A 24770-nucleotide genomic window follows, 5' to 3' on the forward strand; every position below is an offset into this window, starting at 1 on the left:
TTCGTTTCCCCTTTCTGTTTTGGCTACACAAGGCCCGTCAGACTGTAAATGGCGATGATGACAAACACAGCGGCTGTTTTAATGACGGTAATGGCAAAGATATCCCTGTAGGATTGGCGGTGGGTCAACCCGGTGACCGCGAGCAGCGTAATGACGGCGCCATTATGCGGAAGAGTGTCCATCCCGCCGGAGGCCATCGAGATCACCCGGCATGACCTCCGGCGGGATGTGGAATGTATTGATTGCTTCTGTATACGCTGCTGACATCGTGCTTAAAGCGATGCCCATTCCTCCTGATGCCGAGCCTGTAATCCCGGCAAGCGCAGTGGTCGTCACCGCTCCGTTGACAAGCGGATCTGTAAACGTCTGCGATATGCCGCTGCTGACCATTTTAAAGCCGGGAAGCGCCGCAATGATGCCGCCAAATCCGTATTCGGCTCCTGTATTCATCGACGCCAGCAAGGCGCCCCCGATGCCCTCATTCAGTCCTTCTTTCAAATTGAAGAGGACTTTTTTCCAATCGAACAAAATCGTTGTCATGATTCCGATGAACAGTGCGAGTTCTACTGACCAGATCGCAGTGACAGAGGAAAGGTCAATCTTCCCGAACGCTTCTAAACCGAGCGGCGCAAAATCAAATCCGTCAGGGTACCAATGCGGGAGCCACATCGTGAAGCATTTGTTCATGACTCCCACAAGGATAAGCGGAACAAAGGCGAGCACTTGCCGCGCGGGGCTGGATTCTGCCTCCCGAGGTAAAACAGGCGTATGTGTTTCATTAGCCAGACCTGAGGATTCCTCTGCAGCGGAAACTTCAGATTGAAATCCAGCATAGCCTTCTCCGGCATTGGCCGCTTTTTTGCGCCGGGATTCTAAATAAATCATTCCGGCCGTAAGCACAAATGCTGCACCAATCAGTCCGAGCCAGGGAGCGGCATAAATGTTTGTTTTAAAAAATGCTGTCGGAATGACATTTTGAATTTGCGGTGTGCCGGGAAGCGCATCCATTGTAAATGTAAAGGCGCCCAATGCAATCGTACCGGGTATCAGACGCTTGGGAATATCAGCTTTCATAAATAGGTTTTTAGCAAACGGATAAATGGCAAACACCGCTACGAAGAGACTGACGCCGCTGTACGTTAAAATCGCACCCATTAAGACGATGGCGAGAATGGCTCTTTTTGCTCCCACAAGCTTGACGATTGTTTTTGCAATCGACTCGGCGAGGCCGGATATTTCAACAACCTTGCCAAAAACGGCCCCTAAAAGAAATACGGGAAAATACAGCTTAATAAATCCTACCATCTTCTCCATAAATATATTCGAGAAGAAAGGAAGTACGAAGCTTGGATCTGTCAGGAGCACAGCAAACAGCGCGCAAATCGGGGCGAATAAAATGACTGAAAAGCCCCGGTAAGCCGCAAACATCAGCATGCCTAATGCCAATAAAATAATAACAATGTCCACAAATCCCCCTCTTTTCTGCTCATATTAGTAAGCGCTTACAAAAAATCGAGAAAATAAAGCAATAAACATGCCGGTTTTGCACAGTTTCTGAGGCTGAAAAAATGTGCATCATGGTGAATTCTCCGTTAGGGCAAAAGAAAAGGAGACCCTTGCTGCATTATATTGATTGGCTGAGCAGTGAGTTTTTTAGGGATAGTGAGATGGATCAGAGAGGATTTTTGCTTTATAAATATGTATTCTTTTTTCTTTCATTTATTTCCTGCAAGAGGAACCGATAAAATCCGGCCCTCCTGCATGGTCATTCAGCCAATGACAACCGGAAGCTCTTTGAGCGACCTAAAACCAATGAGCTTGCGGTATTCAAGGCGGTGTGCGGCCAGCCGAAGCTTAGGCATCCGCTCAAACAGTGTGAGAATTGCAATTTGTGCTTCGATACGCGCTAATGAGGAGCCTATACAAAAATGGGCGTTCTTTCCGAATGCAAGATGCGGATTCGGCTTTCTTTGGATATCCATTTTGTGAGGTTGATCGAATATGCTTGGATCGCGATTGGCTGCTCCTAAAAGGATATATACCTGCTCTCCTTTTTTTATGGTATTCCCATTTATTTCACAGTCTTCTGAAGCGGTGCGTGCCGTCAGCTGCGCGGGGCTGTCGTAGCGCAAACATTCCTCAACTGCAGTTTCAATAAGCGAGGGGTTTTCTCTCAGTGCGCTAAGCTGTTCAGGGTGTTTCAATAAAGTAAACACACCGTTGCACATGAGGTTTACCGTCGTCTCGTGTCCGGCTATGACAAGTAAGATACATGTCGCGAGCACTTCCTCTTTTGAAAGCTGTTCCTCCATAATAAACCTGCTGATCAAGTCTTGCTGAGGGTGAGCTTTCCGCTTGTGAATCAAATCTCTGAAGTATGACGTCAGCCTGCCTGCGGTGTCGCTGGCTCTGACTAACGTCTTTCTTGATCGGGTAAGATCAATGGCCTGAATGACGTCTGCCGTCCATTGTCTGAATTGATATCTCTCCTCTTTCGGCACTCCGAGTATCTCCGCGATGATAAGGCTTGCCAATGGAAAGGCAAACTCTGAAACAAGGTCAGCGTTTTTTTTGATTTGGACTTGATCCAACAAGTCATGAACCGTTTCTTTTATACAAGGGCGAAGTGATTCCGCCGTCTTTGCGGTAAATTCTTTACCGATAAGCATCCGCATCCGCTTATGGTCTGATTGATTTTTAAATAACAGCATATCGTGCTGGATATGCGATAGATTTTGATATTTCGTTGAAGCTTCCGGAAGAGGAATGCGGTTTTTAAATCGGGTGTCTTTCAGAATCGCTGCCGCCTCTTTGTACCCGGTGACATACCAGCCCGGATATTTTAATACGGTTCCTTTATAAATAGGATCAATGGATCGCAGTTTGTCATAAAACGGGTAAGGGTCATTCCAAAAATCCGAATCCGCATGGAGAGACGGATGTGCAATCGATAGGCCCGCCGTCATCTTATACCTCCGTATTGCAGGCGTATTGCAGGCCGGCTTTCATTTCTTCAACGGATTCGACTTCAAAACCTAAATCATGGAGCATTTGATGATCCTCTGTTTCTTGCTGCCCTGCTGTCGTTAAGTAATCTCCGACGAAAATCGAATTTGCGGCGTAAAGTCCCAGCGGCTGCAGCGAACGAAGGTTGACTTCCCGGCCTCCTGAGATACGGATTTCTTTTGACGGATTGATAAAACGGAACAAGGCGAGCACTTTCAGGCAATACACCGGATGTAATTCGCTTACCCCTTCTAACGGAGTTCCGTCAATCGCATGCAGAAAATTAACCGGGATGCTGTCGGCGTCAAGCGCTTTTAAGCTGTTCGCCATATCAATGACGTCCTGTTTCGTCTCTTTCATGCCGACGATGACACCAGAACAAGGTGACATCCCCGATTGTTTCGCCGTTTCCACTGTATTGACCCTGTCGTCATACGTGTGGGAGGTCGTAATGTTTGAGTGATTCCTTTGTGATGTATTGATGTTATGATTGTACCGGTCTACTCCTGCTTGTTTCAGCCGCTCTGCCTGTTCCGGCTTCAGCAGACCGAGGCATGCGCAGATTTTTAAACCGTACGTTTCTTTAATTTCTTTGACAGCATCAACAACTTGATCTACTTCTCTGTTTGACGGTCCCCGCCCGCTGGCGACGATACAGTATGTCCCTATATTCAGGTCGTGGGCGCGTTTTGCCCCCTTCAGCAATATATGCTTATCCACCATCCGATAAGACTCGATCGGCGCTTTTGATATTGAAGATTGTGAACAGTACCCGCAATTTTCCGGACACAGGCCTGATTTTGCATTCATAATCATATTCAGCTTTACTTTTTTTCCGTAAAATCGTTTTCTGATATGAAAAGCGGCATGCATCAGCAATAAAAGATCCTCATCAGGACAATTTAAAATGGCCAGCGCTTCTTGATTCGTTACTTCCGCCCCGTCCAGCACTCTCTCTGCAAGATCCATCCATTGATTCATGTTTATCTCCCCATTTGTGTCAGATTCATGAAAGAGGAAACATCTATATGTTTCTCAATCATGTGTTGAATGTTTTCCGGTGAAACGTGTTCCAGCTTCGGTGTGATTCCCAAAATCGGAACTTTGCATAATGTTTCAATCATGCTCGGGTTCGTCTTTTCGTCCAGCCCCGGCCTGCTCCTTACGCCGTTGATAATAATGCCGAGAACCTCTATCCCCATGTTTTTCGCATATTCAACGGTTAAATATGTGTGGTTGATGGTTCCGAGATCAGGCCTGGTGACAATCACTGCCGGCAATTCCAAGGCTTTTATCAGATCACTGACTAAGTAATTTTCACCAAGCGGGACGGAAATGCCGCCGGCCCCTTCGACGATGAAACACTCATGACGATTTTTGATCTTTCTCCAGTGGGCCGTGACCTCCTCCATGCTCACGGATTTTCCTTCAAGCATGGCGGCCGTGTACGGTGCAAGCGGCTCTTTCCATTCAAATGGCGTAATCTCTTCATGAGACAGTGCGGTTTGTGACATGTTTTTCAACAGCGAGGTGTCACTTTCCGGATGAGTCCGCGGCATCCCGCTTAAAAACGGCTTAAACACTCCGACATCCGCACGTTTCTGCCTGAATGCCGCGGCTAGTCCGCAAGAGACGATGGTTTTTCCAACGCCCGTATCTGTTCCTGTGACAAAAAAACTTCTCATTTGTTTATATTCAGCTCTTTTCTAATGGAATCAAATGCTTCTGTAAGCCCATCTATGTCCTGTAAGCTGCGGTCCGCCGTGACGGTCAGCCTGATTCTGCTTTCACCGTCAGGAACGGATGGCGGGCGGATGGCCGGGGCGCATATTCCTTTTTTTTTCAGCAGTGCAGAAACTGAAACTGCTGTTTTTGCATCACCGATGATGACGGCGATGATTGGTGTATCTCCTCCTCTTACGGTAAAACCCATATCGGCCAGACGGGTTTTGATCGTTTTGACAGACGACAGCAGTTCACGGCGCGTATCGTACATATCTGATATGATGTCAAATGCCGTATGGGAAGCCGCACAAATTGCCGGCGGAAGGGCCGTCTGAAAAATAAACGTCCGCGCATGATTCAGCAAAAAATCAATGAAAATGTTTGACCCCGCGGCAAAACCTCCTTCCGTTCCGACCGCTTTACTTAACGTGCCGATGACAACATCAGGACAAACCCCAAAATATTCACTGGTTCCCCCGCCGTTTTCCCCGAGTACTCCGGTTGCATGCGCGTCGTCTGCTATCACAAATGCCTGATACTGCTTTGCAAGCGCCATTATGCGGTCAAGAGGCGCAATGGTGCCGTCCATGCTGAAGACGCCGTCCGTGACGATAAAGCGGCGGTTCCTGGACTGGACGGAGGCAAGTTTTTCCTCAAGATCAGCCATATCAATATGGCGGTACACGATGGTTTCCGCTTTCGATAAACGGCAGCCGTCAACAATGCTCGCATGGTTCAATTGATCGCTTAAAATGACATCGCCTTTTTGCGGAAGTGAAGCAAGCACGCCCATATTCGCCAAGTAACCGCTGGAAAACAATAAAGCAGCTTCCGTCTGTTTAAAATTCGCGATTGTTTGTTCAAGTGTTTCATGCCAAAAAGTATTTCCTGTCGTTAACCGGGAACCACTGCTTCCCGCTCCGAAGCAGCTTAGCGCCGTTTGCGCGGCTGTGATCAGGCGCTTATCTTTAGACAGGCCTAAATAGTCATTGGATGCCCAGATCTTTTCCCCTTTGTTTTTGAGAGCGGTTTCCTGTTTCCGCAGCGTCCGATACAGCCCGTCTCTTTTCACCGCATCGAGCCTTTCGAAGAGCCATCCGTCAAAATCCACGGCCGGTCACCTCGGCTATCGCTTCTTTCATAATGGAGATCATGGCTTTTAACTGATCAGTCGTGCTGGCGAGCGGCGGAAGAAAGGCGATGACGTCTCCGAGCGGCCTCGTCAGCATACCGAGCTCTCTCATTTTCAAAGACACCTTATATCCAACACGCTTTTCAGGCGGATAAGGCTGTTTTGTCCCCTTATCCTGCACGAGCTCTATGCCGCACATGAAACCGAGCTGGCGGACATCGCCTACATGAGGAAGCTGCTTCAGATCATGAAGAAGCATCGCTGCCGTTTTTGATTTTTCGGCAACTTGTTCAACGATGCGCTCTGATTCAAATAAACGGAGATTTTCAATTGCCGCGGCACAGCCCAGCTGATTTCCTGTATAGGAGTGGCCGTGGAAAAATGTTTTCATGTTTTCATAGTCATCATAAAAAGCTTCATAAATCGCTTCTGCGGCAAACGTCACGGCGATCGGCAAATAGCCTCCCGTAATTCCTTTCCCTGCGGCCATCAAGTCCGGCTGGACATTTTCATGCTCACAGGCAAACATTTTTCCGGTGCGGCCGAACCCCGTCGCCACTTCGTCAACGATCATTAACACATCATATGCCGTACACAGCTTTCGTACGCCTGCCAGAAAGCCTTCAGGCATGACGATCATGCCTGATGCGCCTTGTACCATCGATTCAATCGTAAGTGCGGCAATCTCTTCGTGATGCTTTGCAAGCAGCTGTTCGAGCGCGTTCAGACATTCATCCCGGCACTGTACGGGGTCGCCGCTTTCAGATCTGTATATGTAAGGAATCGGCGCTTTGTAGCTTTCAAACATCAGCGGGCCGTATACATGGTGAAAGAGTTCAATAGAACCGACGCTGACCGCTCCGATCGTATCGCCGTGATAGCCGTTCTGCATCGAAATGAATGTCTGCTTTTTGGGCCTCCCTATGTTTTTCCAGTATTGAAAGGCCATTTTGAGAGCGATTTCCATTGCTTCCGCTCCGCTGTCAGAGTAAAAAACACGTGTCAGATTTTCAGGTGTAATGCCCGTCAGCATCTCGGCAAGTTCTGTCGCGGGAACATTCGTCATGCCGAGCAAGGTCGAATGAGCGATTTTTTTAAGCTGTTTTTGAATCGCCTCATCCATTTCTTTTTTGCGGTGGCCGTGTACATTGAGCCATACTGAGGAAAAGCCGTCATAATATTCTTTGCCGCTTGTGTCTTTCAGCATGATTCCGTTTCCGCTTTCAATCATTAACGGATCCTCATCGTAATCTTTCATTTGTGTGAAAGGCAGCCAAAGATGCTTTTTGCTTTTTTCAATCATTGATTGTTTCATATGTTCCCCTCCCGCTGAATGAATACAGGCTGTTTCTCTAAAAAATGGATACAGCTCTCTGTATCTGTGATTCCATCTGTAAAGAAAATCCGGCAGCCGCTCTCATCGCCGTCATTCTTCATCTTGGTAATCCGCTGATAGCCCAGCTCTTTTGAGGCAACGTAGCCCGTTATGTAATCAGGGTCATCTGACCAGCACACTTCAGCTATGATTCCCGGATGCGCGCAAACCTTTGCCGCGATGGCATGCGCTTCTTTGATACGTGAATTTTCCGGCATGTTGTGATCTAAAGCCCATTTTTGAAAATCGTGTGCCGGCCAATCCACTCGGGATACCCGCACACCTCTTTCCCTTCTGCCGTCAATGCGTTTTCCTGTCCGGATGTCAAACAGGACCGCTCCTCTTGCTTCTCCATATTCCGCGATGCTTTGATAGGCTTTCTCTATCATGCGCGGAGGAATTCCTGCTTTTTGCAAAAGCGTCCGGGCGATTGCTTGTCCTTTCTCTGCCGTATCTGTTTGATGTACAGTAATCGGCAAAGGGCGGATCGTTTTGATCGGTTCATTGACGCTTTCAAGCTGGATCTGCATAAAATCAGGTGTCCCTCTTGAATGCGAGAAGCCTTTATGTAATAAGCCATTCACCGCTTCCTGTATTCCGCTGTAAGTGATAAGCCGTTCTCCGCCGGAAATGTGTTTTCCGCCCTGTTCATGAGGGGCGTTTCGGGAAGCTCTCATTCTGACGCTGTAATAGGTTTCTTCCTCCAATCCTTTCCCCTCCTTTCTCTTACCTTGAAAGATAATGTTAACCAAAATAATTAAAGGTTAACACTTATACAGAATATTAGTGTCCCTCTCGAAATATGTCAACCTAAACTATCAATATGTTAACTTAACGTTTTCATGTTTTGTTCATATTTTAGTCATTGTTTTTTCAACGCTGTCCGCTAAAGTAATCGATATCAACAAATATGACAGCCATCTGCATCTTATTATGAGGGGAGGTCACCGTTATGCTGAAAGGAAAAATAAAGACGTTAGGCCGTTTCTGCACGGTCGGGGCCGGAAATACGCTGATCGATTTTGGTGTTTTCTTTCTGCTTACCGCCTGCCATGTCCTTTATCTGCCGGCACAGATCTGCTCCTATTCGGCTGGAATCATCAACAGCTATGTGTGGAACCGGAATTGGACGTTTCGTGTAAAGCGCAAGGCTGACGGGAAAGAGATCGTGCGCTTTCTCATCATTAATCTTGCTGCGTCGGGGATCACCTTTTTGCTGCTGTACGCGTTTCAAAAAAGCGGCTGTTCGCTTTTGGTGAGTAATCTCGCCGCCACTATCGGCGGAATGATGATGAATTTTATCGGAAACCGACTCTGGGTATTCGGAGACACGCTGAAAAACATACAGGATCAGGAGTGAAGATGAATGAGAAAAAAAGTGAGAAAAGCGGTCATTCCCGCAGCGGGTTTAGGAACGAGATTTCTGCCGGCCACAAAGGCGCAGCCGAAAGAAATGCTGCCGATCGTGGACAAACCGGCCATCCAATATATCGTAGAAGAGGCCGCCGAGTCAGGGATTGAAGATATTCTGATTATTACAGGAAGAAACAAGCGCTCGATTGAAGATCATTTTGACCGGTCGGCAGATTTGGAATTCAATCTGCGGGAAAAAGGCAAGACGGAGATGCTGAAGGAAATGCAGCAGATTGCCGAATTGGCCAATATTCATTACATCCGCCAAAAAGAGCCGCTCGGCTTAGGCCATGCGGTGCTGTGTGCGGAGCATTTTATCGGTGAAGAGCCTTTTGCCGTTCTCCTAGGTGATGATATTATGGTATCTGACACTCCCGCGCTCTCGCAGCTCATAGACGTCTATAACCAACACGGCACAGAAACGATCGGCGTACAGCCCGTCGATCCCGCCGATGTCAGCAAATATGGTATTATACAGACAGGGCGGCACAACGGTCATGTGTACCAGGTTGAGGATCTGATTGAAAAGCCGGCTGTTGAAAAGGCGCCCTCTCATATCGCCGTGATGGGCCGTTACATATTAACCCCTGCCATTTTTAAAGCGCTGAAGACGATCGGAAGAGGCGCAGGCAACGAAATCCAATTGACAGACGCGCTGCGCGAAGTGTGCCGCACCCAAAGTATCTACGCGCGGGAGCTCGAAGGAAGACGGTTTGATATAGGCGACAAGCTCGGCTGTTTTAAGGCCGGCACGGAGATCGGGCTGCTGCGGAAGGAAATGAGACCGAAACTCTTAGCTTATTTAGAAGAGGTGTTAAAAAGAGAATCTGAAGAAAATGTGCGTTAAAAAATAATTTGTAACCATTTTGCTTGTCAATCAGTCATATAATTGGGTAAAAAGATAAAGAGGTTGTGAACAGTGTGGGCAATTTTATTAGTGAAATATTATCCTGGCTGACAAGTATGGGCTATTTCGGGATTTCGCTCGGATTAATGATCGAAATCATTCCGAGTGAAATCGTTTTGGCCTATGGAGGCTATATGGTGTCAGAAGGCACGATCAGTTTTATCGGCGCCGTTATCGCCGGCGTGATCGGGGGAACGATCGCGCAGTGCTTTATTTACTGGATCGCCCGTTATGGGGGGCGGCCGTTTTTGGACAAGTACGGCAAGTACTTACTTCTGAAAAAGCATCATGTTGATGTTGCGGAAAACTGGTTTCGCCGTTACGGCGCCGGCGTTGTGTTCTCGGCGCGGTTTATCCCGGTCGTCAGACATGCGATCTCCATCCCGGCCGGCCTTGCGAAAATGCCTCTTTCCAAGTTTGTCATATTGACGACACTCGCCATTATTCCGTGGTCTGTCATTTTCGTTTATCTCGGGTATCAGCTCGGGGGACAGTGGAAAGACGTAGACAGCTATGCCGGAATGTATACAACTCCGATCATTATATTGGCTCTCGTATTTATTGTTGTTTATTTTGTTGTGAAGAAAATGAGATCAAGACTGTGAAAAAAGACTGCATAAGAACGGCTGTGAGCCGGATCTATGCAGTCTTTTTTTATTTATACCGGGTATACGGGGTGTTTCCGGTGTGTGAATGTCAGTTGTTTGGACATGTAAGCAGTGAGGCGTTTATTGAGTTCTTCCCGCAAGGAATCAGCAGGAACAATGCCGTCAATCACCATTTCAGAGGCAAGCCGGTAAAGGTTAATGTCTTCCTTATATTCATCACGCTTTTCTTGAATAAAAGCCGGCCTTTCTTCAGGGGCTAGCTCACTGATTTTGTTTGCGTAGACCGCATTCACCGCTGCTTCAGGACCCATTACGGCAATTTGCGCAGTCGGAAGCGCTAAACAGCAGTCCGGTTCAAAAGCAGGCCCCGCCATCGCGTATAATCCGGCACCGTAGGCTTTTCTGACGATAACGGAAAGCTTCGGAACAGTCGCTTCCGCCATTGCGGAGATCATTTTTGCGCCATGCCTGATGATGCCCGCCTGCTCAACCTTCGTTCCGATCATGAATCCGGGAATGTCTGCTAAAAACAGAAGCGGAATATGGAATGCGTCGCACAAAGCGATAAATTTTGCGGCTTTATCCGCCGAATCGAGAAATAAAACCCCGCCTTTGACACGCGGCTGATTGGCGATAATGCCGACCGGCTGTCCGTGAATCCGCGCAAGCCCTGTTATTAATTCCTGCGCAAATAACGGTTTAATCTCAAAAAATGAGTCTTCATCAATAACACGTTCAATTAAATCCATCATGTTGAACGGTGCGTTTTGATGTGCCGGGATGACATCTGAGAGCGGTTTTTCAAAAGCTTTCGGGTTCTTAGATTTGTTGACGGGCGCTTTTTCAGTATAATTTGACGGGAAATAGCTGAGGTATGTCTGCGCCATCATGATTGCTTCCTGTTCCGTCCGGGCGAGGAGATCACCGCAGCCTGATACGGAACAATGCATACGGGCGCCGCCCATTTCTTCAAGCGATACTTTCTCGCCAATCACCATTTCTGCCATACGCGGGGAACCTAAGTACATGGATGCATTGCCTTCGACCATAATGACAATGTCGCAAAAGGCCGGAATGTAAGCGCCGCCCGCAGCGGAAGGGCCGAACAATAAACAGATTTGCGGAATGCGGCCCGACAGCTTTACTTGATTATAAAAGATGCGGCCGGCTCCCCTTCTCCCCGGGAACATGTCGACCTGATCCGTAATTCTCGCACCTGCGGAATCGACTAAGTACAAGAGCGGACACTGAAGCTTTTCCGCCGTCTCCTGAATGCGGATGATTTTTTCCACCGTTTTCGCGCCCCACGAGCCCGCCTTTACGGTTGAGTCGTTTGCCATCACACAAACGGTTCTGCCGCCGATGGTTCCGATCCCGGTAACGACCCCGTCAGCCGGCAGTCCGTCTGACATGCACTCGGCGAAAAAAGCGTCTTCAACGGATATGCCGTCATCGAATAAAAGCTTCAGCCTGTCTCTTACAAAAAGTTTTCCCTTCTTTTCGTTGCTTGTGTGATATTTCGCGGCTCCTCCCTTTTCAATCGTTTTGCTGCGTGTCTGCCGTTCTTTTTCGTAATCCATCCGAGTCCCTCCATGTTTTATTTTCCTTTGTATTCAGGGGGTCTTTTTTCTTTAAAAGCGCGCAGGCCCTCTTCTCTGTCAAGTGTGGGAATGACTTGTTCATATGCTTTTCGTTCGATTTCAAGCCCTGTATTGAGATCTGTCTCCAGACCCTTGTTTATCGCGGATTTTGCTTGTCTGACGGCGATCGGCCCATTAGCGGCGATGCGGCCGGCCAGTGCTTTTGCTTTTTCCATAAGTTCATCGGCTTCACAAACATGCTCGATCAGCTTCATGTCTTTCCCCTCTTCTGCAGAAAGCCTTCGGCCGGTATAGATCAATTCTTTTGCCGCGCCGGGACCGATAAGCCGGGGCAGTCTCTGCGTTCCGCCCGCTCCGGGAATGATCGCAAGCCCTGTTTCAGGAAGGCCGAGGCCCGCCCGGCTGACGGCGATTCTGATATCGCAGGCGAGAGCGAGTTCAAGGCCTCCTCCGACAGCGGTTCCGTTCAGCGCTGCAATGACTGGCTGCGGGAGAGCTTCAATGGATGCGGCCGTTTCACCGATACGCCTGACGCTTTGTCTGACTTGTTCATGATTCATCCCCGCTCTTTCTTTTAAATCAGCACCGGCGCAAAATGTGTTCCCGGTGCCGGTGAGAATGACACAACGAATGAATGGCGAGTTTTTGATGTCTTCAATCACACGCTGTAAATGATCAATCATGTCTGAAGACAGCGAGTTGGCCGCATGCGGGCGGTTCAGCGTGATCAGACCGATCGTTTCTTGACAGACGGAATACAAGACGCAATCTCCCATGGCTTCTCCTTTCTCATTTCGTTCTGAATGCCTGCAGGTTTCTGCTTGGCAGGTCTTTGCCTATTTTATCCGCGATCCAGCCGGCGGCATAAAGAAGTTTATTCATGTCCGTCCCGGTATCAATCCCCATTTGTTCGAGCATATAAATGACGTCTTCTGTGGCAGCGTTGCCTGCTGATCCAGGGGCGTACGGGCAGCCGCCAAGCCCGCCTGAGGAAGTATCAAAGGATGTGATGCCCATATCAAGAGCGGGAATGATATTCGCTAGAGCCGTTCCTCTTGTATCATGGAAATGGAGTGCGATTTTTGAGGCGGGAATTCTCGGCAAAAGGGCTTCAAGCACGGCTATGACCTGCAAGGGGGTTGCCGCGCCGATCGTGTCGCCGAGCGATATTTCATCAACACCCATTTCGAGCAGGGTGTCTGACAGGCGGATGACTTGTTCGACCGGCACGTTCTGTTCGTACGGACAGCCGAACACAGTGGACAGATAAGCTCTCGTCGCCATTTTTTCAGCTTTTGCTTCAGTAATAACCCGCTTGAGCTCTTGAACGGTCCGGTCAATCGGTTTGTTTACGTTTTTTTGGTTATGGGTTTCGCTTGCAGATAAAAATACACATGCCTGATCGATTCCGCCTTCTGCCGCATGCTCCAGTCCGATGAGGTTCGGAACGAGAGCCGCGTAGACCGTATGTTCAGATCTGGCAATGCCTTTTGCGACGTCCAGGCTGTCACGAAGAGCCGGAATCCATTTCGGATGCACGAATGATGTCACTTCGATATAGGGAAGGCCTGTTTTTGACAGCATATTGATCCACTCAATCTTATCTTCTGTATCCACCCACGCTGACTCATTCTGCAAGCCGTCACGCGGTCCTACTTCATTGATGCGGACATGTTTCGGACAGTTCATGCTGCACCTCCCGTTTTATTGAAGTTCAATCAGGACCTCTCCTTCATCAGTGAAATCACCTTCTGATTTTTTCACTTCTTTCACGGTACCCGCTGCATCAGCGATAATCGGAATTTCCATTTTCATAGATTCCAAGATGGCCACTTCCTGTCCTTCTTCAATGACATCACCCGGCTTCACATGAATTTTCCACAGGTTTCCCGCCATCTGAATTTTTATGACGCTCATTTTGACGCCCCCTCGTTCATTGTTTGTAAAAAACCGGTTGTTGCCTCGCCCTTTTCAAACACTTCTGAATGGGCAATTTTTGTCAGCAACGGAATGTTGGTTTTAATCCCTTCTACATGATATTCGCCAAGGGCGGTTTTCAGTTGTTCAATGGCTTGTTTTCTCGTATTCGCCGTGACGATCATTTTGGCAATCATCGGATCGTAAAACGGAGAAATGACGCTTCCCTTTTCGACGGCGCATTCGTGTCGCACTGACGGGTGTCTTAAAACGGAAAAAGACGAGATGGTACCGGGTGACGGGTAAAAGGTGACCGGATCTTCCGCATAGATCCGCACTTCTATCGCATGACCGCGGTGGTTGATATCTTTCTGCGAGAAAGTCAGCGCCTGCCCAGCGGCAATTTTCAGCTGTTCTTCCACAAGATCCAGTCCTGTAATTTCTTCTGTCACCGGATGCTCCACCTGCAGTCTTGTGTTCATCTCTAAAAAATAGATTTGTTTCTTTTGGTCGACGAGAAATTCTATTGTGCCTGCATTTTGGTAGCCGATCGATTTTGCGGCTTTAACGGCGGTTTCACCGAGTCTTTGTCTTAATTCATCGTCAACAAACGGCGACGGCGCTTCTTCTATCACTTTTTGGTGGCGCCTTTGTACTGAACAGTCACGTTCAAACAGATGAACGGTGTTGCCGAAAGAATCTGCGAGTATCTGAATTTCAATATGACGGGCATTTTCAATGACCTTTTCCATGTACATTGCGCCGTCTCCAAAAAAGGAGGCGGCCCGCTTTTGATTACCTTCGAACGCTTTGGCCAGCTCTTCTTCTGAATGTACGATCTGCATGCCGATTCCGCCGCCGCCTGCGGACGCTTTCAGCATGACCGGAAAACCGATGGCACGGGCTTCTGCTAAGGCGGAGTGAACATCGGGCAATGGCTCTGAAACACCGGGAACGATCGGGACCTTTGCTTTTTGCATCGTTTTTCGGGCTTCTATCTTGCTGCCCATCTTGGCGATGATATCACCGGGCGGACCGATAAATGTGATTTGTTCCTTCCGGCAGCGTTCGGCGAACAGGCTGTTTTCTGACAGCAGCCCGTAGCCCGGATGAATGGCGTCCGCTCCGGCGGATTTAGCGGCTTCTATGATTCTGTCGATATGTAAATAGCTTTCATTTACTCTCGATTTACCGATCGGATAGGCCTCATCAGCCGCTTTTACATGCAGCGCGTCCCGGTCGGCTTCTGAATACACAGCTGCCGAGGGGATGCCGAGACGTTTGCAGGTGCGGATAATTCTTAAGGCGATTTCTCCTCTGTTGGCAATCAGGACTTTTTTAAACAAATGTGAAGCACTCCTTTTTCATTAAGTTAACTTGAGCTCTTCAATCGTTTTTTCCCGCAGCTTGAATTTCTGAATTTTTCCGGAGGCTGTCATTGGATATTCATCTGTAAACAAAACATACCTGGGGACTTTATAGCGGGCGATATGTTCTTTGCAAAAGGCTCTGATGTCTTCTGCGGAAGCGGTTTGTCCGTCTTTGAGCCTGATCCACGCCGCGGCCTCTTCTCCGTATTTCGGATCAGGCACGCCGACGACCTGAACGTCTGCTACCGCGGGATGCCGATATAACATTTCCTCAATCTCGCGCGGATAGATATTTTCGCCGCCCCTGATCAGCATGTCTTTCAGACGGCCCGTGATTTTGCAGTATCCGTCCTCGTCCATGACCGCTAAATCACCGGTATGCAGCCAGCCGTCTTTGTCTATCGCTTCTTCGGTCGCTTCTTGATTTTTATAATAGCCTTTCATGACATGATATCCGCGGGTGCAGAGCTCTCCTTGTTCGCCCCGGGCGGCTTCTTGGGATGTTCCGGGCCGAACGATTCTGACTTCGATATGGGGAAGCGCGCGCCCCGCTGTTTCCACTCTTCTTTCAAATGAATCATCCGTTCTTGTCTGCGTAATAACAGGTGATGCTTCGGTCTGTCCGTAGGCAATGGTAATGTCGGTCATCCCCATTTTGCCGATCACTTCTCTCATGACTTCCGCCGGGCATGGCGAGCCTGCCATAATCCCGGTTCGGACGTGGGAAAGATCATATTCAGAAAAACGGCTGTCATTTAGGAGGGCGATAAACATCGTCGGTACACCGTGCAGAGCCGTGCAGGCTTCTTGCTCCACCGTTTTCAGAACGGCCGGCGGAGAAAACTGTTCGATCGGAATCATCGCCGCACCCGCGGAAACACATGCCAGCACGCCGAGCACGCACCCGAAGCAGTGGAAAAACGGCACGGGAATACATAAACGGTCACTTGAAGTAAGCTTCATGCATTCTGCGATATTGGCCGCGTTATTTACGATATTAAAATGTGAGAGCATGACGCCTTTCGGAAATCCGGTCGTACCTGACGTATATTGCATATGAATGCAATCATCCTTTTTCAGGCTGTCCATCCTTCCGTCAAGCTCTGCATCCGTTACAGACTCGGCATCCTTCAGCAAAGAATCCCAACGGTGCATCCCGGGCGGGCTTTTATCACCGATATATAACACCGTCCGTAAAAATGGATAACGTTTCGAACGCAGCCTGCCGCGCTCACAAGTTTTCAGCTCCGGAATCAGCTTATTCACCATCTCAACATAAGATGTCTGCCGGTAGGAATCCATGATTATCAGGGACGAGACATCTGAATGTGCCAGCAGGTAATCGAGCTCTGCGATTTGAAAATTTGTATTAATGGTGACCAGAACGGCGCCGATTTTCGCCGTTGCAAATTGCGCCGCGAGCCATTCCGGAATGTTCGATGCCCATATGGCCACATGATCTCCTTTTTCAACTCCCAGCTTCATCAGCCCTTTTGCGGTTTGCCGGCATAACCGGTCAAACTCGGCATACGTATAACGAAGGCCGCGCTCAGGGTAAACAACCGCTTCATGATCCGGAAAAAGCTTCGCGGTCCGCTCAAGCAGCTTTCCGGCTGTTAAATGGATAAGTTCAGCCATATGACCTGCCCCCTTCCATCCCTGTCTTGGTAAACGTTTTCATTTCACTTCAAAAGCTGTCTTGCGATGACCATTCTTTGAATTTCTGACGTTCCTTCGCCAATCTCCATCAGCTTTGCGTCTCGAAGCATACGTTCGACACCAAATTCCTTCATATAACCGGAACCGCCATGAATTTGGATGGCCTGAAGGCACGTTCTGACGGCCATTTCTGAAGCATAAAGCTTGGCGAATGCCGCTTCTTTCGTAAATGGCAGGTTTTGATCCTTCAGCCATGCCGCTTTAAGCACCATCTGTCTGGCAAGGTCAATTTCCATCGCCATATCGGCCAGCTTAAATTGAATGGCTTGAAATGACGATATCGGACTGCCGAACTGCTTGCGTTCCTTCGCATATGACAGCGACGCCTCCAGCGCGCCTTGAGCGATACCGACAGCCAGTGCCGCAATCGATATCCGCCCGCCGTCTAATGTATATAAAAATTGTTTAAAACCTTTTTCAGGATCACCGAGCAGGTTATCGGCAGGCACCCTGACATCCTCAAGCACAAGCTCGGCCGTATCCGACCCTCTCACACCCATCTTGTCGTACGGATTTGTGATCGTAAATCCCGGTGTGTCTGTGGGGACGATGAGAGCTGAAATGATCGGTTTTCCGGCGGAGTTTTTTCCCGTAACGGCGGTGACAATGACCGTGCGGGCGTAATTTGCGTTTGTGATCCAGCATTTCTCTCCGTTTATCACATAGTCATCGCCCTTTTTCTCGGCTTTTGTCTGGGTGCCGCCGGCATCTGAACCGGCATTCGGCTCTGTCAGCCCGAATGATCCGAGCGCTTTTCCCGAAGCAAGCGGAATAAGATGTTCTTGCTTTTGCTGTTCAGTACCGAAATAGTATAATGGGCTTGCGCCGAGTGACACGGCTGCCGCGTAGCTCAGCCCCGTGCTGCCGCAGGCTTTTCCGATTTCTTCGACCGCTGCTGCATATGAAATGGTATCACCGCCCGCCCCGCCGTATTCTTCCGGAAACGGAATTCCGAGCAGCCCGAGTTCGCCTATTTTTTTAAATGTGTCTATCGGGAAGACGGCTGATTGATCAACCTCATGGGCTTTCGGGGCAATTTCATTTTTGGCGAAATCTCTGACCATTTCGCGCACCATCTGCTGTTCTTTTGTCAGTTGAAAATTCATTAACCTTCCTCCTTCTGCTGCTTTCTACATTTTATTAATGGGGGTCTTTATTCATTCCATCCAAATGAAGTCTGAACATTCGGACTCATCCGCCGCAAAAAAACTGACAGCGCCGCAACTGTCAGTTTATTAATAATGGCTATTTAATCGTCCGTTTTGCGGAGGGACGGCTCTCATGGTGTAGCCTGTCAACGGAAGTAACGATATAGGTACAGGCTTCTTCCGCCCGAATTTCAGTATCTGAAAATGTCTGCGTCCGTGAGGATGTTTTTCTGACTGTATCCACTAAATAAGGCTGCTTTCCCTTTTCTGCGCGGTAAATGGCGTAATAAGCCGTTTTTTTACCGTTGGATTTCGCATCTTCAATATAGAGTGTATGGCCTGAATCGTTCTTCTCCGCCCGTTTGACAGCCGGTTTTTTTAAAGCGGAATGTCCGAGCCAAGACATCTCGGGAATTAATGCGGGCCGGCTGTACATGTCTTTGATCAAACGGTTTTTCACATCGAGCGGATTACGGTTTAAATCCTTTAAACTGAAATGCATGCTGCCTTTTATCCATGCTGATCCCCTGTTAAGAGCAATCTGTCTTCCGTATTCCCCCGGGTCGGCCCAGGCCGGATCAGCATTGTTGTTGATTTTATAAGCTGCCTGCCCGATATATAAATGCACCGGCCGATTGTTCACTTCTTTTCCCCACCAATCCGCTAAGACGTCATATGCCGCCGCTTTAAATCCGATGCTCCAGTAAATTTGCGGTGCGATGTAATCAATGTATCCTTTTTGGATCCATTCTCTCGTATCAGCATATAAATCATCGTAGTTCCGCACCCCGGCGGCCGTTTCGGAGCCTGTCGGGTCATCTGCGGCATTTCTCCATACGCCGAACGGGCTGATTCCGAATTTGACATAAGGTTTTTCTCGTTTGATGGTTTGGTTGATTTCTTTTACAAGCCGGTTGACGTTATCCCTGCGCCAGTCATCAACTGATGCAAAGTGAGCTTTTCCGTACCGTTCGTATTCCGCCTGATCGGGGAATTCCTGTCCGGCAATTTTATAAGGATAAAAATAATCATCCATATGAACCGCATCAATGTCATAACGGCTGACCACCTCTTTGATTCCATCCGTTATAAATTGTCTTACTTCCGGAATGCCCGGATTATAGTACAGCTGTTTTCCGTATGCAGCGACCCAGTCCGGATGGGAACGCGCGGGATGATCATCTGAAAGCGCATTCAAATTTGTATGATTCATCGTGATCCGGTAAGGATTGAACCAAGCGTGAAATTCAAGATTCCGTTTATGTGTCTCTTCAACTAAAAAAGCAAGCGGATCGTAGCCGGGATTTTTGCCTTGTGTTCCTGTCAGATACTCTGACCAAGGCCCGTAATCTGATGGATAAAAAGCATCAGCCGCAGGCTTAATTTGGACGATAACGGCGTTCATTCCCATCTCCTGAACGTCATCCAGCAGCTTGCTGTATTCTCTTTTTTGCTCTTCCGGTGACAGCCCTTTTTTAGAGGGCCAGTCGATATTGGTGACAGACGCGATCCAGACGGCTCTCATTTCTCTCTCCGGCTGAGTGCCGCTTGCTTGTGCGGATGCTGAGAATGTAAAGATGCCGGCTGTCAGTACAACGGCCAAAAACCATATCATGCTAAAACGGCAGCTTTTCATGTTTTTCCCCCTCTCTGCTTTACGGTATTCCGAAGCATTCCGGGCGGTGAATCAGAAAGCCTGCTTTGCTCCTCTCAGCCTAAAAGGGAAAGAAAAAAGTCCTAAAGCGAATAAAACGCTTCAGGACTTTTTATGTTTCATGGCGGCGAGCACGTCAATGATCTTCGTTCCGACGCCGACACAAGTTTCAAGAATGGCCTGCGCTCCGGCGATGGACAAAATGAAAATAACCGGATGTGCATAGCGGGGCCAGACCAAGTAGCAGATGCCGATCAATATCGCGCACCAGACGCCCGCACACCAATAACATTGCAGCATATAACCGAATGCGGAGGAAGGGACTTTTTTTGGACGGCGCGCCCGTTTTGATCGACGGTTTTTTCTTGCTTTATAAAGGGTTTTCTTATGAATTCCGTAATCTTATCAAATACGATCAAATGGGTCAGCCGGTAGCTGGCAAGAATAATCATTACATACGTAAGCCAAGATAGGTTCGTCATGTCAAAGCCTCCAAAAAACTGAGTTTGATTCCCCTATCTTGCCCTTTGTCTTCTTCAGCCATTCTGCCGGATGTTACAGATTCCGCGCCAAGCGTCTTCCGCTGTTTGCAATGATGTCCAGTATGACCTCAGCATTTTGCTGTGCAAAGGCGGGTTCAAACATATCTTTATGGGGTAGCGTCAGGAAAATGCGGATTTACAACGTTAAGGAAACCAAAATATAAAAAGTCTAATTTCTCGGTGTTATAAGTGAAAAATTAGGCTTTAGTTACTTCATTAAAGCGCCTGATTGTTGAAGACTAAAGTTTATATTCACCAAGAAAATTGATGTGCTCTTATCCTAACAAATTTTATTTAGGACTTACATGTATGCCTTCACTCTCTCGCCAATCTGCGTAAAGTATACGCTTTACATTATCATATCCATTGGTAGTTAATTGGTTATCTAACCACTGTTGATCAAATCCGAGTTCATGTAAATTATCCCATAAAATTTCCCCATCTATAATTAACGATGTTGGGAGGTCTACTGGACTTTCTGGAAGATTGAGATCTGGTTTTTGATACTTGGATTTTAATAATAAACTTATTTGCCCATTAGCTTCCAATATACCGTATTTGACTTCGCGAACTGAAAAGACATTATTTTGACGGAGTATACTCAATACTTGATTTACATCCAATTTGTTCTTTGTAAGTAACTTTCTGTCCATAACACCATCTCGAATGATGATGTTAGGATTGCCTAATAAGAGAGAACGTGTCGATTTATTTTTTAGAGTCATAAACTCTATTCCCAACATAAGAAACGTCCACAATCCGATGGCATATAAAAAATGAAAAATCCCTACCTTATCTTCATAAATGTTATTTCCTAAAAAATCTCCAAGTACTAACACAAAAACTAAGTGAAACGGGGTTTAACTGATAGATGGATTCTGCCTGTTATGATAATGATAAAAAATAAAGTTGCAAAACCTACTATGACTTTGATTGTCAGTAAACCCAAAAAAACTTCACCCAAAATTTATTCCTCCATTTTATATTTCACTCGATTTCAAAAATCCTCATGTTTTAAAATATTTATATTACAACATGTAAGCTAATTAAAATCAGAAAGATAAATAATACCGGTTTTTTCAACTTATAATAATGGAGAAAGCACGCGAGCACCCTGTTCAACAATGCGCTCGGTCAGGGATCGTTGCACCAAGTCTTCAATTCTTAATGGTACAGAATCAGTAAGATCCCTCTCGAACTGCTCTGTGAGTTCCCTTGCCACATCAGCACTGTACACGACTTGACACACCTCATAATTCAGGCGAAAACTTCTCATATCATAGTTTGCTGAGCCTACGGCAGCAATCTCCTCATCGATGGTCAACACCTTCGCATGTATCATTCCTTTGTCGTACTGGTAGATTTGAACTCCAGCTTCTATAAGTTCTCCGTAATAAGTACGGCTTGCAAGACCCACGATTTTTTGATTATTGTGGCGAGGAACCAGCAATCTTACACGGACACCACGAGTTACTGCTGTCTTTAATGCCATGATAATATCCGTTTCTGGTACAAAATAGGGTGTTGTTAAATCAATAGTCTTGGTCGCCTGTGTTATACATATAAAGTAAGCTTGCCGAATGACTGGGGTAGGAATTCCAGGGTTTCCTTCCAACGTATGGATATACGCTTTATGCAATGTCCTAGTTTTTCCGGATATGTCCATTTCTTTATCATCAAGGGTGCTCAACTCTGATCCCAATTCGGCTGACCATTTGGAATGATCTGCTCTGCCGATTGAATTGATTTTCGTTACCTCTGATTTTGTTTTCAAATTTGTTTTTGATTTTATCCTTTCCGGCACAGCGATTTCCCAATGAACATCAAAAACAGTCTGCAAGTCGCCTGTTGCTTCCCCTATAATTTGCAAATGAGTGTCCCTCCAAAATCCTACGTCTGGCTTTAATCCTGTATATTCATACCCAACGTTCATACCGCCAGTAAAGGATTCCTTTCTGTCAATCGTCACAATCTTACAATGATCCCGATAATTCCAATTGGACAAAATCCAGGGAAATCGCAGAGGAAATATTGTCCTGCATTCTATCCCTGCTTCAACCATCTGCCGGATTTTTTCACGCGGGAATTTATAACTCCCCAAGCTATCTCTCATAAAACGAACCTGCACTCCATTTAATGCTTTTTCGATTAGCAGTTCTGTGATTCGATTACCAATTTGGTCGTTCCGATAGATGAAATATTCCAGATCAATGGTTTCTTGGGCTTTTTGCAGGGATACAAGGAGTTGATCATATTTTGCTATCCCATTGTTAAACACTTGGACTTGGCCCATTCGAAGCCCATTCACAGTGAAATGCCGTAAAGCATTGGCAATTACCGATGCTGAAGCACCGAATGTCTCAGGTAATTTGTTAGATTCATTTTTAGAACAGGTCAATCTTTTTCGATGAATAAACTTAGGGTTTGATATGCTAAGATATAGCCAGAAACCAATGACAGGTAAAAAAAGGACGATTATTATCCAATTCAAAGCCTTGGCAGGCCGACGAACTTCCCAAATTGCTATGAATAAGATAAAGAACGTATTTAACAGGTATAGATAAAAAATCCACTCCAACTGGAATCCCTCCTTCTGTTACTCTTAACATGTCCAAACTATGTAACCAGTATACGTATGGAATATGAAGGGATTGTCTGTTATATATTATGGACTACCTTTATAAGAACTTGTATAAGATATTAAGAACGAAAAAAAGAGAATTAAGGTTGGGAAAGTTCTGACATCAAGAAAGGCGTAATGATCTGGGCACTGTCCTAACTAGAGACTTAGTGATTTTGAAAATTACCATCTGGCAAATTCCTAAATATAGGTATAATTTTTTATAAATTTGGAAAATGAAAGTGGTAAATGCAATAAGAAGTAAATAAGAGAAAACATTAATTTATATTGGGAGGGAAATCGTCTTAAAATTAGTCGTTAACATCTTTTTTGTTAATGGTTAATGAATGATCGGTATCTCTAACAGCAGCATAAAAAAAATCTTTGATTTGAAGATATCCCTTTGCCTTTAGTTCTTCCTTTAACCACTTTTCATTTTTGTTGATAAATTTTAATTTACGCTTTTGCACTTTCCCTTCAATGACAACGGCTATGGGTAATCCGCGGTATTCCACTTTCATATGTAAATCTTTTGGAGTAATAGGAACTAATTCTTTTCTTGGAAAAATGCTAATTTCACCTGTTGCTTCCAAAATCGCATATTCATTATCGTGAATATCCGGATATCCTGTTGTTCTTAAATTAGACAACAGCTCAGGTAAAGGATATCTACTTTCCTTTAACTTTCGATTAAGATAAAAAAAGAATCGCTCCAAAATCATGAGGGGTAAGTTGGGCTAGAGCTGATTTCCCTAAAATATTTACTGCTACAATAAACACAATATAGATAAAAATAACTTTAACTAAAAAAATAGACACTTCTAACACCTCGTAAAAAAATTCACCTTAGTCCGAAATTGGACTAAGGTTTTTAAACTTATTTCAATTAAAAATGGTATCTTTTTTTCGTCATGTATGAATCTAAGCTAAATCCTTATCCTTTTAAAATAGGGGTCACTTTATCAATGGCTTCTTGTAATTTTTCACTGTTTAACCTATACATTTGTTTGGCGTCTTTTGATTCCGTTCCAAGAGCAAATAGTTCTAAGTCTGCTTGACATTTTTTCAAGGTTGAAAGAATTAAGGGTCTTTCTTGTGGGGGTGCGACTTGTAATTTATCGTCAAACAGATCAATCGTTAACTCTCCGTAAGAATTAACCTGTCCCAGAAATACATTTTCAATCGTTACCCCTAGTTTTTCTAATTCAGTTTGTAGCCAAGCCCGACTTCGTCCAATCGTGGCTAGTGGTTCATCCATTATTGTACCATCCATAATAATGGTCTGAGGCTCCTTGATTGAAGCAACCTTCAAGTTTATATCCTTTGCTGTTAAAGGTTGATTTTCTTTCTTTAGCATCACAGATAAATCACCTGTTGCCTCTAAAACAGCAAATTCTACATCAGAGACTTGAAAGACATCCTTCCTGCGAAGGAGATCTAACAGTTCATCTGTCGTATATCTTTCCTTTTTTAAATTATCTTCCATAATCTTCCCATCTTTGATAAATACAGTTGCTTTTCCTTCTACAAAATTTCGAAAACGTTTACTTTTTAATGAAATTAAACCAGCGAAAAAGGGAATAGCCGCAAAAATGACAATTCCAATAATTCCGTGAAAAATGTTCCGTTCAAGTCCTATAGCCACTTCTGCACCAATATTCCCAATAGAAATACCGGTGACATATTCAAAGAAAGTTAGTTCGGAAATTTGCTTTTTCCCTAACCCTTTTGTAATGAAAAATAAAACAGCAATAAATAATACTGAGCGTACAGCTATATCTAACCATTCAGGCACTGCTTACACCTCCTGTAAATATAGTTTTTCTAGAAACCTTTGTACTGAAGTTCCTCTCCTTCTAGTTCTCCTACTCTTTTTTTTAAATCTTTTGTTACTTCGTGTACTACCATCATAGCCTCATGCAAAGTTCGCTTCGATTCATCATCAAGAGTCCGTAATGCTAAACTTGAGAGACTTGCTTCTACCCCTTTTAGACTGGCAAAACACTGTTTAACATCTGATCCTACTGTCATCC

Annotated in this window: 20 protein-coding genes and 5 pseudogenes; 3 read left to right on the forward strand and 22 right to left on the reverse strand. The window is 46.2% G+C overall.

Annotation, left to right across the window (positions count from 1 at the left end; translation table 11 throughout):
* Positions 1 to 23: 23 nt before the first annotated feature.
* The 7 genes and pseudogenes from NYE50_RS11130 to NYE50_RS11160 all read right to left on the reverse strand — a co-directional run bounded on the left by NYE50_RS11130 (position 24) and on the right by NYE50_RS11160 (position 7945).
* Positions 24 to 1467 (reverse strand): annotated as a pseudogene (locus NYE50_RS11130) (GntP family permease).
* Positions 1468 to 1769: 302 nt separating this feature from the next.
* Positions 1770 to 2966 (reverse strand): cytochrome P450, encoded by a 1197-nt coding sequence (locus NYE50_RS11135; RefSeq protein WP_159354229.1) that lies wholly within the window; start codon positions 2964 to 2966, stop codon positions 1770 to 1772.
* A 1-nt stretch (position 2967) separates the two neighbouring features.
* The gene (bioB, locus tag NYE50_RS11140; protein ID WP_014418055.1) at positions 2968 to 3987 is read right to left on the reverse strand and encodes a biotin synthase BioB; all 1020 of its coding nucleotides are present in this window, start codon (positions 3985 to 3987) and stop codon (positions 2968 to 2970) included.
* Between the two features lie 2 nt (positions 3988 to 3989).
* Positions 3990 to 4691, reverse strand: a complete 702-nt coding sequence (gene bioD / locus NYE50_RS11145) for a dethiobiotin synthase (RefSeq protein WP_159354230.1) — start codon at positions 4689 to 4691, stop codon at positions 3990 to 3992.
* Positions 4688 to 5842 carry an 8-amino-7-oxononanoate synthase gene (gene bioF / locus NYE50_RS11150; RefSeq protein WP_159354231.1) on the reverse strand — a complete coding sequence of 385 codons (1155 nt, stop codon included), beginning with the start codon at positions 5840 to 5842 and terminating at the stop codon, positions 4688 to 4690. The genes bioD and bioF overlap by 4 nt, the downstream gene beginning before the upstream one ends.
* Positions 5832 to 7178, reverse strand: coding sequence for an adenosylmethionine--8-amino-7-oxononanoate transaminase (bioA, locus tag NYE50_RS11155; protein ID WP_159354232.1), 1347 nt, complete (start codon positions 7176 to 7178; stop codon positions 5832 to 5834). Before bioA ends, bioF begins: the two co-directional genes overlap by 11 nt.
* Positions 7175 to 7945, reverse strand: coding sequence for a 6-carboxyhexanoate--CoA ligase (locus NYE50_RS11160; RefSeq protein WP_159354233.1), 771 nt, complete (start codon positions 7943 to 7945; stop codon positions 7175 to 7177). The genes bioA and NYE50_RS11160 overlap by 4 nt, the downstream gene beginning before the upstream one ends.
* 222 nt (positions 7946 to 8167) lie before the next feature.
* Between NYE50_RS11160 and NYE50_RS11165 the strand changes: the two are divergent.
* The 3 genes and pseudogenes from NYE50_RS11165 to NYE50_RS11175 form a co-directional block, all read left to right on the forward strand.
* Positions 8168 to 8598: pseudogene (locus tag NYE50_RS11165) on the forward strand (GtrA family protein); the annotation flags it as partial.
* A 6-nt stretch (positions 8599 to 8604) separates the two neighbouring features.
* On the forward strand, positions 8605 to 9498 hold the full coding sequence (gene galU / locus NYE50_RS11170) for a UTP--glucose-1-phosphate uridylyltransferase GalU (RefSeq protein ID WP_159354235.1): 894 nt from the start codon (positions 8605 to 8607) through the stop codon (positions 9496 to 9498).
* A 74-nt stretch (positions 9499 to 9572) separates the two neighbouring features.
* On the forward strand, positions 9573 to 10163 hold the full coding sequence (locus tag NYE50_RS11175) for a DedA family protein (protein ID WP_159354236.1): 591 nt from the start codon (positions 9573 to 9575) through the stop codon (positions 10161 to 10163).
* A gap of 53 nt (positions 10164 to 10216) precedes the next feature.
* Here the strand turns inward: NYE50_RS11175 and NYE50_RS11180 are convergent, their stop codons facing one another.
* The 15 genes and pseudogenes from NYE50_RS11180 to NYE50_RS11250 all read right to left on the reverse strand — a co-directional run bounded on the left by NYE50_RS11180 (position 10217) and on the right by NYE50_RS11250 (position 24768).
* Positions 10217 to 11746, reverse strand: coding sequence for an acyl-CoA carboxylase subunit beta (locus NYE50_RS11180; RefSeq protein WP_151296485.1), 1530 nt, complete (start codon positions 11744 to 11746; stop codon positions 10217 to 10219).
* A 17-nt stretch (positions 11747 to 11763) separates the two neighbouring features.
* The gene (locus NYE50_RS11185) at positions 11764 to 12543 is read right to left on the reverse strand and encodes an enoyl-CoA hydratase (protein ID WP_159354237.1); all 780 of its coding nucleotides are present in this window, start codon (positions 12541 to 12543) and stop codon (positions 11764 to 11766) included.
* A 13-nt stretch (positions 12544 to 12556) separates the two neighbouring features.
* Positions 12557 to 13456, reverse strand: a complete 900-nt coding sequence (locus NYE50_RS11190) for a hydroxymethylglutaryl-CoA lyase (RefSeq protein WP_159354238.1) — start codon at positions 13454 to 13456, stop codon at positions 12557 to 12559.
* Between the two features lie 15 nt (positions 13457 to 13471).
* The gene (locus tag NYE50_RS11195; protein WP_007410121.1) at positions 13472 to 13684 is read right to left on the reverse strand and encodes an acetyl-CoA carboxylase biotin carboxyl carrier protein subunit; all 213 of its coding nucleotides are present in this window, start codon (positions 13682 to 13684) and stop codon (positions 13472 to 13474) included.
* The gene (locus NYE50_RS11200; protein WP_021493381.1) at positions 13681 to 15030 is read right to left on the reverse strand and encodes an acetyl-CoA carboxylase biotin carboxylase subunit; all 1350 of its coding nucleotides are present in this window, start codon (positions 15028 to 15030) and stop codon (positions 13681 to 13683) included. Before NYE50_RS11200 ends, NYE50_RS11195 begins: the two co-directional genes overlap by 4 nt.
* A gap of 21 nt (positions 15031 to 15051) precedes the next feature.
* Positions 15052 to 16692: an AMP-binding protein gene (locus NYE50_RS11205; RefSeq protein ID WP_159354239.1), complete on the reverse strand. Its 1641-nt coding sequence runs from the start codon at positions 16690 to 16692 to the stop codon at positions 15052 to 15054.
* A gap of 44 nt (positions 16693 to 16736) precedes the next feature.
* Positions 16737 to 17879, reverse strand: a complete 1143-nt coding sequence (locus tag NYE50_RS11210; protein ID WP_159354240.1) for an acyl-CoA dehydrogenase family protein — start codon at positions 17877 to 17879, stop codon at positions 16737 to 16739.
* A 139-nt stretch (positions 17880 to 18018) separates the two neighbouring features.
* A complete protein-coding gene (locus NYE50_RS11215) occupies positions 18019 to 19557 on the reverse strand; it encodes a glycoside hydrolase family 10 protein (RefSeq protein ID WP_159354241.1) in 1539 nt (512 codons plus the stop codon).
* 120 nt (positions 19558 to 19677) lie between these two features.
* Positions 19678 to 20057: pseudogene (locus tag NYE50_RS11220) on the reverse strand (DUF1360 domain-containing protein).
* A gap of 350 nt (positions 20058 to 20407) precedes the next feature.
* A complete protein-coding gene (locus tag NYE50_RS11225) occupies positions 20408 to 20842 on the reverse strand; it encodes a DUF421 domain-containing protein (RefSeq protein WP_072557218.1) in 435 nt (144 codons plus the stop codon).
* A 60-nt stretch (positions 20843 to 20902) separates the two neighbouring features.
* Positions 20903 to 20956: pseudogene (locus tag NYE50_RS11230) on the reverse strand (hypothetical protein); the annotation flags it as partial.
* A gap of 245 nt (positions 20957 to 21201) precedes the next feature.
* Entirely contained in the window at positions 21202 to 22695 is a 1494-nt protein-coding gene (locus NYE50_RS11235) for a phospholipase D-like domain-containing protein (RefSeq protein ID WP_017695658.1), read from the reverse strand.
* Positions 22696 to 23048: 353 nt separating this feature from the next.
* Positions 23049 to 23556: pseudogene (locus tag NYE50_RS11240) on the reverse strand (DUF421 domain-containing protein).
* A 115-nt stretch (positions 23557 to 23671) separates the two neighbouring features.
* Positions 23672 to 24532, reverse strand: coding sequence for a DUF421 domain-containing protein (locus NYE50_RS11245; RefSeq protein WP_159354242.1), 861 nt, complete (start codon positions 24530 to 24532; stop codon positions 23672 to 23674).
* Positions 24533 to 24561: 29 nt separating this feature from the next.
* Positions 24562 to 24768 carry a DUF1657 domain-containing protein gene (locus NYE50_RS11250; protein ID WP_009336483.1) on the reverse strand — a complete coding sequence of 69 codons (207 nt, stop codon included), beginning with the start codon at positions 24766 to 24768 and terminating at the stop codon, positions 24562 to 24564.
* Between the last annotated feature and the right edge of the window lie 2 nt (positions 24769 to 24770).

Source organism: Bacillus sp. EU55 (assembly GCF_038005925.1).
Lineage (GTDB): Bacteria > Bacillota > Bacilli > Bacillales > Bacillaceae > Bacillus > Bacillus velezensis.